9 protein-coding genes are annotated in these 8,690 nt (G+C 33.6%); 4 read left to right on the forward strand and 5 right to left on the reverse strand.

Going from position 1 to position 8,690, the window contains the following annotated elements; translation table 11 throughout:
* Positions 1-25 precede the first annotated feature (25 nt).
* Together CGC52_RS11125 and rlmH are read left to right on the forward strand one after the other, a co-directional pair.
* Positions 26-1,432 carry a S1C family serine protease gene (locus CGC52_RS11125; protein ID WP_042344559.1) on the forward strand — a complete coding sequence of 469 codons (1,407 nt, stop codon included), beginning with the start codon at positions 26-28 and terminating at the stop codon, positions 1,430-1,432.
* Between the two features lie 212 nt (positions 1,433-1,644).
* Positions 1,645-2,118, forward strand: a complete 474-nt coding sequence (gene rlmH, locus CGC52_RS11130; protein WP_095894397.1) for a 23S rRNA (pseudouridine(1915)-N(3))-methyltransferase RlmH — start codon at positions 1,645-1,647, stop codon at positions 2,116-2,118.
* Positions 2,119-2,298: 180 nt separating this feature from the next.
* Here rlmH and CGC52_RS11135 read toward each other — a convergent pair whose 3' ends face one another.
* From CGC52_RS11135 to CGC52_RS11150, 4 genes are all read right to left on the reverse strand, one after another.
* The gene (locus CGC52_RS11135) at positions 2,299-3,195 is read right to left on the reverse strand and encodes a DUF6607 family protein (protein WP_095894398.1); all 897 of its coding nucleotides are present in this window, start codon (positions 3,193-3,195) and stop codon (positions 2,299-2,301) included.
* Between the two features lie 151 nt (positions 3,196-3,346).
* The gene (locus CGC52_RS11140) at positions 3,347-4,816 is read right to left on the reverse strand and encodes a sodium:solute symporter (RefSeq protein ID WP_232751819.1); all 1,470 of its coding nucleotides are present in this window, start codon (positions 4,814-4,816) and stop codon (positions 3,347-3,349) included.
* 81 nt (positions 4,817-4,897) lie between these two features.
* Entirely contained in the window at positions 4,898-5,659 is a 762-nt protein-coding gene (locus tag CGC52_RS11145; RefSeq protein ID WP_095894399.1) for a class I SAM-dependent methyltransferase, read from the reverse strand.
* Positions 5,660-5,682: 23 nt separating this feature from the next.
* Complete coding sequence (locus tag CGC52_RS11150; protein WP_231554065.1) at positions 5,683-6,114, reverse strand: cupin domain-containing protein; 432 nt, start codon at positions 6,112-6,114, stop codon at positions 5,683-5,685.
* A 225-nt stretch (positions 6,115-6,339) separates the two neighbouring features.
* Here CGC52_RS11150 and CGC52_RS11155 point away from each other — a divergent pair, with 225 nt between their 5' ends.
* Positions 6,340-7,242: a NifU family protein gene (locus CGC52_RS11155; protein ID WP_042006965.1), complete on the forward strand. Its 903-nt coding sequence runs from the start codon at positions 6,340-6,342 to the stop codon at positions 7,240-7,242.
* 22 nt (positions 7,243-7,264) lie between these two features.
* Positions 7,265-8,095: a rhomboid family intramembrane serine protease gene (locus CGC52_RS11160; protein ID WP_095894400.1), complete on the forward strand. Its 831-nt coding sequence runs from the start codon at positions 7,265-7,267 to the stop codon at positions 8,093-8,095.
* On the opposite strand, the gene CGC52_RS11165 is transcribed toward CGC52_RS11160, so the two are convergent.
* A complete protein-coding gene (locus tag CGC52_RS11165; protein ID WP_095894401.1) occupies positions 8,092-8,508 on the reverse strand; it encodes a thioesterase family protein in 417 nt (138 codons plus the stop codon). The two genes, CGC52_RS11160 and CGC52_RS11165, sit on opposite strands and share 4 nt — an antisense overlap.
* Between the last annotated feature and the right edge of the window lie 182 nt (positions 8,509-8,690).

Consider the following 8,690-nt stretch of genomic DNA (forward strand, 5'->3'; position numbering starts at 1 on the left):
AATAATTGATTAAAATTTAAACCGTATGAAGAATTATGCAAGTATTGTATCGGCTGCTTTTTTAGGCGGTATACTATCGTTAGGGGGGTATAAATTGTTTCTTGACAAAACAGATTCCGTTGCACAACCCGTGATAACTGAAAAACCAAATTTTGTACAAACCAATAACCATGTTGGCGGAACTCGTTTTGAATTGAATGAAAACAGTTTTGTTGAGGCAGCAAATAAAACTGTCAATAGTGTGGTACACATCAAAAATGTAGCTACTAAACAAGGTGGAGGAAATTCCGTTTTTGATTTATTTTATGGTGGAGGAAGCCAAACTCAAGTTGGAACAGGCTCAGGAGTAATTATTACTCCCGATGGGTATATCGTGACCAACAACCATGTCATAGCTGATGCTACTACTTTGGAAGTTACCCTCAACAACAACAAAACTTACACGGCTAAGTTGATAGGCACTGATGTTTCATCAGATATAGCATTGCTTAAAATTGAAGCCGAAGAACAACTGCCTTTTTTAACCTTTGCTGATTCTGATAACACTCAAATAGGGGAGTGGGTGTTAGCTGTAGGGAATCCTTTTAATTTGAACTCAACCGTAACAGCAGGGATTATCAGTGCTAAAGCACGTAATATTAGTGAACGCAGTAATGATAAAGTAGAATCGTTTATTCAAACTGATGCTGTTGTGAATCGAGGTAACAGCGGAGGTGCTTTGGTAAATCTAAAAGGTGATTTAATAGGTATAAATACAGCTATTACTTCAACAACAGGTACTTATATGGGATATTCGTTTGCTGTTCCGAGTAATATAGCCAAAAAGGTGATTGAAGATTTGATTGAATACGGCAACGTACAACGCGGTGTATTGGGGGTTCGAGGAACCGAATTAAACTCTATTAATGCAGAAAGATTAGGCATAAAACAAACCGAAGGTTTCTATGTGGATTCAGTAGATGAGGAATCAGGAGCAGGGGCTGCAGGTATTAAAAAAGGAGATATAATCAAGCAAATTGATAATGTTCGTATTCACAAGTACTCCGACTTGAGTGGTTATATTGCTTCTAAGCGTCCAGGTGATCAGCTTAAAGTTATATACGACCGAGAAGGAAAAGAACGTAATACGACAGTTAACTTAAAGAAAAATACTACTTATGTGGTTAACACTTTGGGCTTGGAGGTTAAAAACCTTTCCGAAGTTGACCAAAAGAAATTTAAAACCAAAACAGGAGTTAAAGTTACGGGAGCTTCCCAATTTTATGAATACAACAATGTTTCGGTGGTAGGAAAGGTGTTAGTTGCAGTAAATTCAAAACCTATTAAAGACATTGATGAATTGAAAAATATCGTAGCAAGTCTTTCATCAAGAAACCGAAATTCATTGGAGTTAATCAATGAAAAAGGAGAAAGAGAACGACTTTTCTTCTAAAAAGAATAATCTTTTTTATGAGACTATCCAAAGGGATTGAAGTTTTTATCGGTGTCCCATAAAACAATTTTCTTGGATAGTCTCATTTATTTTCAAATTGTACTCCAACCTGGAACTCAGAATTTTTTATTGAAGCCTATTGTAGTCGGTGAAAAATAAAAATTAGGGGAACCGTTGCTTTTCTTTAATATATATATTCTAAAAAGTAAGAAATGAATATCAAACTAATTACAATAGGGAAAACCGATAATTCAAATTTGCAACAACTTATTTCAGATTATGAAAAACGATTGTTGCACTACATAAATTTTGAATTGGTAACCATTCCCGACCTTAAGAATAGTAAATCGTTGAGTGAAGAACAGCAAAAAACGAAAGAAGGAGAGTTGATTTTGAAGCAATTAGAGCTTTCGCACGAACTAATCCTTTTAGATGAAAGAGGAAAAGAATATACTTCTGTTGGTTTTTCAGAATACATTCAAAAAAAATTGAATACAGGCATCAAACAGCTTACGTTTGTGATTGGAGGACCTTATGGATTTTCTCAAGAGGTGTATGCACGAGCCAATGGAATGCTTTCTTTGTCGAAATTGACGTTTTCGCATCAGATGATTCGATTATTTTTTGTTGAGCAAGTTTATCGAGCATTTACTATTCTCAAGAATGAACCTTATCATCATAGATAGTCGCCTTTTTCGATAAATTGGAATGATAACTTGGATAGAGGTTAATTGTTTGATTTTAAAGCAAAAATTAAACACACAAAACAGAATTCCTCACATAGTCTCTCTCTGTTAAAAAAGTCGGATAAAGATGCATTTAAAGTGAGTGAATTCGTTTTGTGTGTTTTTCTTAAAAATTATTTCTTAGAGGACAAATTTTTGAATGATTTCGTCTATTTTTTCTTTGGTTTTGTAATTTTCTTCGTCGAAAAGATACTCAAAAAGGGTTTTTCCGTCTACTTTTGTTTCAAAACGTAGTGTTGCGTTTTTAGCATATATTTCATTCCATTTTGCTCGAACTAATCCCCATTTTTCGTGGTGTTTTTGCCAAAAATCTTTAGCAGCTTTACATTTTTCATCATCTACTTTCTTGTAGGTATTATATCCTTTCTCTTGGGCAATTACTAAATCATCTTTTCCATCACGTCGGAGAATTTTATCATTGTCTTGTTCATGTAACCAACCATAATTGGTGATTTCATGTCGATTTCTTCTGAACATCACATTGTAATCGCTTCTCACTTCTTCTTCGCGACGAGGTAGAGGAGAAACAACCTCACTTTCCCAAAAACTTTTTCCGTCAACGTGTACCCATGTAGCTGTTTGTTCGTAACGAGGACTATCGTCTACTTGGAACACTTTTTGTGTCCATTGACCTTTTACGTCACTTTTCGGTTTTTGTGAGAAAAGCCACTGATCCCCAAGTTCATAGGTGTAAAAATTTCTGTTTTGATATTCCCAATCTTGTCTCCAATGTTTGATGATACGTTCGTTACCTTTCTTTCCAACAATTAATAAATGCTGTAATACAATTTTATCCTTTTTGTCTTCAACAGCTTCTACCCATTCCAATGCTTTTGAACGGCTGGGCTTTGATGGAACATAGGTGGAATCAGCTCCATATCGAAAAGTTTCAGCATATCGAAAAGTTACCTCATAGCAACCACACATGTTTTTTATGGCAGCAATGTCTTTTTTGTTTTGTGCATATCCATTGATAAATAGACCGAGTGTTAAAATTAAAATGTTTACTTTTTTCATTTTATTTATGTTTAGATTAATTCTCGGCAAAGATATAAAAGTTTATTAAGAATTAAAATAAATAAAGATATTTTTAATTTTCTAAAAGAAGTATTTCAAATCTACTAAGGTTTCGGATAATCTTCTTTGATTGTGTTATTTAGCAATTAAATTAATTCCTTTTGTGTAATAACAACAGTCCGAAAAAAGTTAAAATTCCATTAACAGCAATGCTTACAAAACCGAAATCAAACTTGAAATGATTTTTTAAGTAAATACTTAAAGCATAAGTAAGTAGGGGAGAGGCTATACATACCAGCCATACCCATTTGTCATGGATTTTCATTTTTGTAAACATTCCGAAGATAAACAAGCCTAATAAAGGTCCATAGGTGTATCCAGCAATGTTGAAAATCAGAGAGATAACGTCTCCCTTACTTTGAGAAAATATCATTATGATACAAAAAATAACAATCGAAAAACCGAACAAAGCTAAATTTTTGTAACGTTTTTTCTGTTGAGATGTTTTTTTCGACATATCCAAAAAATCATACGTAAAGGATGTCGTCAATGCCGTTAATGCTGAATCAATACTTGAGAAAGATGCTGCAATGATGCCCAATAAAAAACACATTCCTGCGACAATACCCAAATAATTTAAAGCCAGATTAGGGAACAAATTATCGGTATTTAATACCAAACCCTTAGGGTCAATTTCCAATATAATTCCCATGTTTTCAGCATAGATATACAATAAAACTCCTAAGCATAAAAACAAAATTTGTGTACCTGCCAACACAAGACTATAAGTGAGCATATTTTTCTGAGCATCCCAAATATTTCTGCAAGTTAGTGTTTTTTGCATCATATTTTGATCTAATCCAATCATAGCCACCGATACAAAAAAACCTGCAATAAACTGTTTGAAAAAATTATTCCCAGATTTAGTGTCCCAATTGAAAAAGTCAAAATATTTATGGTTGTAAATCTGCTGTGCAGTTTCAGAAAAAGACATATCTAGCGTATCCGAGATTCCTATTCCAATGGCTACAATACTTATAATCAGGAAAAAAGTTTGTAATGTGTCTGTCCAAACGATAGTTTTTATCCCCGATTTAAAGGTATAAAGCCAAACAAAAACAATGATGATAATTACTGTTAAGTAAAAAGGAATACCAATTCTGTCAAAAAATGCTAATTGGAGTATTTTAGTAGCCAACATCAATCGTAATGCAGCACCAAACGATTGTGAAACCAAGAAAATAAGCGACCCCGATTTGTAAGATACTTTACCAAAACGTTCTTTCAAATAACCGTAAATAGACACCAATTGCAAGCGGTAGTACAAGGGAGTTAGTACAAATGCGATGAACATATATCCTACTACGTTTCCCATCACAAATTGAGAAAAATACAGATGATTATTAGCCACAGATCCAGGCAATGATACAAAGGTAACTCCCGATAAAGCACTACCTACCATTCCGAAAGCCACTAAAAACCAAGCGGATTTGCGATCACCCGTAAAAAAGGTTTCATCACCTGTTTTGCGTGATGTGAAATAAGAGATAGAGATCAGTATACCGAAATACAGTAGAATTACAAATAGAATCAATTGTACGTTCATATATAAAAAAATCATTTTTGAAGAAAAAGAGGATAAAAATGAGTTATGTTCATCTTTATCCTCAGCAAAAGTACATTTTTTTAGAAAACTAAAAAATTATTTTTTTTCAGCTACAATCGCTACTGCGTTTAGATTATTTTCATACGTGCGGAATACTTTTCGCATCGCTCGAATGCGTTTCCGTGCATCGGGATTGGTAAGAATATTAAATCCTATTTTTAGAGTTCTGAAAAAACCTTCATCTTGGATCATACGTTTTTTTTCAAGTAGATGCATTGGATTTGTTTCCACTTTTATTATTTTAAAACCTTCGCTTTCAATTATGTCACTCCATTCACTCACTGTCAAAGGTCGTGCATTAACCCTTATAACTTGAGCGAGTTCCCGTTGAATGGTAGCTTTAGCCTCTGGGTCAATATCATTGGGTGTCAATCCAAGCTCATGAACGGCATATAGCCCTCTTGGTTTTAAAATGCGATGTGCCTCACGGATGATTTCCCTTTTGCGGTGATCGGCTTGCATCGTTAGCATAGCTTCACCATACACCTTATTGGCTACTTGCTCAGGTAATTCGGTTTCGGCAGCATTTTTGTTGATGATTTGCACATTTTTTTTCGCAAATTTTTTCCGTAACTTTTCAGCGGCTTCTTCATCAAGTTCTATACCTATGTAATTTTCCGGATTTTTTGCTAATGTTATTTCCGCAGTTAATCCCAATCCTGGAGCAAATTCCACTACCACATCATCATTGTTAACAACCAAGTTATCAATCATTTTAAGGGTAAGTTCTTTTCCTCCTGGTCGTAATACTTTTTTCCCCATTTTGGCTAAAAGCCAGTGTCCTTGTTGTTTGTTCATTACTTATTAATAATCGGTTATAATTATTTCTTAGACTTTTCAATCTCTTGAGTTTCATATTTAGAAAGAGACAGACGAACAACACTGTTTTCAAGAGCTTTTAGCTCATGTACGATAGTGGCTTTGAGTGTAATGAAATCACCTTTGTTTAGTTGGTAAATAGTTTCTCCTACTTCGAAATTAATTTTTCCTTCAAGAACCTGTACTACGATGGCACGAGGAGCTTTGTGGCGTTTCATTATTTGCCCCTCTTTGAAGGTTATCCGAACTTCTTTAGTGAACTCAGTTTCTAAAATAACCTCCACATTAGGTTTGTCGTCCTTGTAGGTGACGTCTTTCAACATTGAAGCTGTCATCACATCAGTAATAACATTTTCTTCTTTTTCAATAATTTGTTTCATCTGAGCTTGTAAACCAAGCGGTAATAAAACGAGCAATAATGGATATTTTCGCATAATATATTTTATTTAGTCTTAATAGTTTAACACTGCAAATGTAGTCAAAATAAATTAATAAAAGAATTTTTAGTCTTTTATTTTTCAAATTAATTTTGTCTGCATGTTTTATAGTGTTGAAAATCAGTGTTTTTAGTAAAGAGTGTTTTAATGAATGAATAAATTGTATTCGTAAATTTTTAAAACATCACAAAATTGGATAGCTTTGCCAAAAAAAATAGAACAATGAGTGAAGTGACAATATCCATACAACCAACCAGTAATCCGGAAATTATTAAACTGGAAGCATCAAAAATTTTGGTCAAAGGTAGCTACGAATTTAATAACATTGATGAGGCTAAAAATTCACCTTTAGCACAACAGCTTTTCTATCTGCCTTTTATCAAAACAGTATATATTTCCAGTAATTTTATTGCTTTGAAACGCTATCCGATTGTAGAATGGGCGGATGTTCAAGAAGAGTTGGCTGAACAGATTTCGGTATATATAAATTCCGGTAATGAGTTGATTACCACAGAACAGCCACTAAAAAAATTACCTATAACGGTTTATGCAGAGAGTACACCCAACCCCACGGTAATGAAGTTTGTGGTTAATAAACAAATTGTACCTGTGGTTTTGGAATACAAGAATGTAACGCAAACACAAAATGCGCCATTAGCAAAGGCATTGTTTGATTTTCCTTTTGTTAAAGAAGTTTTTTTTGATGAAAATTACATTTCAATAACCAAGGATGAATCGGTAAAATGGTTTGAAATCACTATGGAATTACGCGAGTTTATTCGTACCTACTTGGCAGATGGAAATAAAGTTGTTTTAGATAAAGAGACTAAAAAAGAACAAGTTACGAATGAAAAACAAATAGAAAAATCACCATTAGTAACAGACATTACTTCGCAAAAAATCGTAGCCTTATTGGATGAATATGTAAAACCTGCCGTAGCATCCGATGGGGGAAACATTCAATTTGTGTCGTACAATAAAGAAACTCATCAGGTCGAGGTGATTTTACAAGGAGCCTGTAGCGGTTGTCCATCTTCAACAATGACTTTAAAAAATGGTATTGAGAATTTGTTGCAAGATCAATTGCAAAACTCTGAAATTCGAGTGATAGCCATTAACGGATAAAACCTTTCAAAATCATCATAAATTGAATATCAATCGTAAAATAAAAAGCTTAAATACGGCAGAGCAGATAGCTATTGTCAACATTTTGTTATTCATTGTTGGATATTCGGTAGTTTCTTTAGGTTTAATTTCGCAAGAACAACTCAATCAATGGGTAGGTATGCCTCAAAAGTGGGATGTTTTTCTAACAAAACCTTGGACTATTTTTACGTATGCCTTCTTCCATGCACGTTGGCAACATCTGTTTTGGAATATGCTTTTTTTGTATTTGGTAGGGCAAATATTTTTTAATTTATTCAATAATAAGCAATTTCTAAAGGTTTATCTTTCGGGAATATTTTTCGGAGGAATCTGTTTTTTATCAGTATATTTTTTGCCTTCTGTTTTTTTTGAAAATACCATCCTGTTAGGTGCGTCGGGAGCTATTATAGCAATGCTCTTTTTTGTTTGTGTTATGGCTCCTACCTATGTGGTCAATGTTTTTTTCTCCATTCGTATGCGTTTGTGGTATGTCGCGTTGCTTTTATTAGCTTTTGACATAATTCAATTTGCTTCCGATCCTGGCGGAAAAATTGTTCACATAGGTGGAGCTTTTATAGGATGTTTTTTAGCTTTATTAGGTAAATATCCATTGCAACTGAAACGAAACAATTATAAAAAATTAACAAAAAAACAAATTTCCTCAAAAGCTATAAAGCCCTCAGAATCACGATCGAAATTGAGTGAATCTCAAAAGATAAAACAACATAAGGTTAATGTTATCTTAGAGAAAATTAGCTCCAGTGGCTATACAAGTTTAACTGAGGAAGAGAAAAAATTTCTATTTGAAGCCAGTAAGGAAATGAATCTTTAAGATTTCATTTTCTGCTGTATTGCATCTAAAATCCTTTGAGGACAGCGTACTGGTCGCCACGTGTTTACATCTACGAAAACTAAAGTAGTATTTGCTGTAGATATTACCTCGCCTTTTTCGTTAATTATCTGATAATCAAATGTTATTTTTGAACTTGGAAGTTCTTTTAGTTGAGTTCTGATGGTAATGAGTTCGTCGTAAAATGCTGGTTTTTTGTAGTCTATATGCAAAGAAACCACAGGTAACATCACGCCCTCTTTTTCCATTTCTTTGTACGAAATTCCCAGTGAGCGCAACCATTCCACCCGCCCAAGTTCTAAGTATTGAGGATAATTACCATAGTAAATAACTCCCATTTGGTCAGTTTCACCATAGCGGGTTCTCAGTACATAATCGAAGTACAAATTTTCCATAGAATTGAAAAGTATATAATTAACAAGTATTAACATTTAACTCTTGCGAAAAAAAAATGAGAAAAACAATAGTAAAATGATTTTTTTTATTCATTTTTTATTCACAACTTTGCTGTCTCAATTCACAGAGATACTACTACATCTGTTTTTGAAGTTCCAAATATAACCTTTTTTATTTAATA

Source organism: Capnocytophaga sp. H2931 (genome assembly GCF_002302535.1).
Lineage (GTDB): Bacteria > Bacteroidota > Bacteroidia > Flavobacteriales > Flavobacteriaceae > Capnocytophaga > Capnocytophaga canis.

Coding starts and splice junctions, on each gene's coding strand:
- CGC52_RS11125 (WP_042344559.1), top strand. CDS start 26: ATGAAGAATTATGCAAGTATTGTATCGGCTGCTTTTTTAGGCGGTATA.
- rlmH (WP_095894397.1), top strand. CDS start 1,645: ATGAATATCAAACTAATTACAATAGGGAAAACCGATAATTCAAATTTG.
- CGC52_RS11135 (WP_095894398.1), bottom strand. CDS start 3,195: ATGAAAAAAGTAAACATTTTAATTTTAACACTCGGTCTATTTATCAAT.
- CGC52_RS11140 (WP_232751819.1), bottom strand. CDS start 4,816: ATGATTTTTTTATATATGAACGTACAATTGATTCTATTTGTAATTCTA.
- CGC52_RS11145 (WP_095894399.1), bottom strand. CDS start 5,659: ATGAACAAACAACAAGGACACTGGCTTTTAGCCAAAATGGGGAAAAAA.
- CGC52_RS11150 (WP_231554065.1), bottom strand. CDS start 6,114: ATGCGAAAATATCCATTATTGCTCGTTTTATTACCGCTTGGTTTACAA.
- CGC52_RS11155 (WP_042006965.1), top strand. CDS start 6,340: ATGAGTGAAGTGACAATATCCATACAACCAACCAGTAATCCGGAAATT.
- CGC52_RS11165 (WP_095894401.1), bottom strand. CDS start 8,508: ATGGAAAATTTGTACTTCGATTATGTACTGAGAACCCGCTATGGTGAA.